Source organism: Succinivibrio faecicola (assembly GCF_019448115.1).
Lineage (GTDB): Bacteria > Pseudomonadota > Gammaproteobacteria > Enterobacterales > Succinivibrionaceae > Succinivibrio > Succinivibrio faecicola.
Window position 1 is genome coordinate 1 of the sequence record NZ_JAGFNY010000101.1, and the last position, 709, is coordinate 709.

At 31.0% G+C, this 709-nt stretch carries 1 protein-coding gene; it reads right to left on the bottom strand.

Annotated elements, in window-relative coordinates:
- Nucleotides 1-137 precede the first annotated feature (137 nt).
- On the bottom strand, nucleotides 138-638 hold the full coding sequence (locus J5V48_RS09810; RefSeq protein WP_219938478.1) for a hypothetical protein: 501 nt from the start codon (nucleotides 636-638) through the stop codon (nucleotides 138-140).
- Nucleotides 639-709: the final 71 nt, after the last annotated feature.

The following is a 709-nucleotide window of genomic DNA, read 5'->3' on the forward strand; positions in this document are numbered from 1 at the left end:
TAAGAAAGTCCCTAATTCAAAGGGACTTTGCTAAAAACTCCACTAGATCAGTAAAATCTAGCAAAGTTTGGGATAAAATTATGGCTCTATGCTTAAAACAATCCTTATATTCTCTTATCTTTAGAATCAGAGACTGATTATTTTGACTTGGTTAATCTCTTAAGAAGATCTTTAAAATCTTTATCTCCTTCATGAGCTTTCATGTAGGTAATTGCATTTCTCATTATATTTTGCACTGCTAATAAGTGGATCCAACCTGCAATTTTTGCTCTCAGACTAGGGTGATAATAATTGATTACTAATTGAGTCTTATTATTGAATTTTACAAAGTAAAACCATTTATTTTTATCATCAAGATAACTTAAGTTATTGAAAACTTCGTCATTATCGTTTTCTATGTTAATCTCTTTTTCTTCAAAAATTTCTCGAAAAGCTATGTCAGTTCCACAAAGAAATATAATGTCAGGATCAATTGCTTCTATCTGCTCGCGTAATGGAACTTTGTATGCTTTAGCATATTGCCATATAACACAGTCATTAGAGCTACTATCATTTGTGTCCCATTTTTTAATGTTAATAAAGGCCAGTTCTCTAAATAGCTTTTTCTGATCTTCTACTTTTTTACTATTTTCAATCATACCCAAGACCTTAAGCAATTTTAGCAGAAGGGTTTGGTTGGTTAATGATCTGCCATACTAATGTAGGCAGA

Coding starts and splice junctions, on each gene's coding strand:
- J5V48_RS09810 (WP_219938478.1), bottom strand. CDS start 638: ATGATTGAAAATAGTAAAAAAGTAGAAGATCAGAAAAAGCTATTTAGA.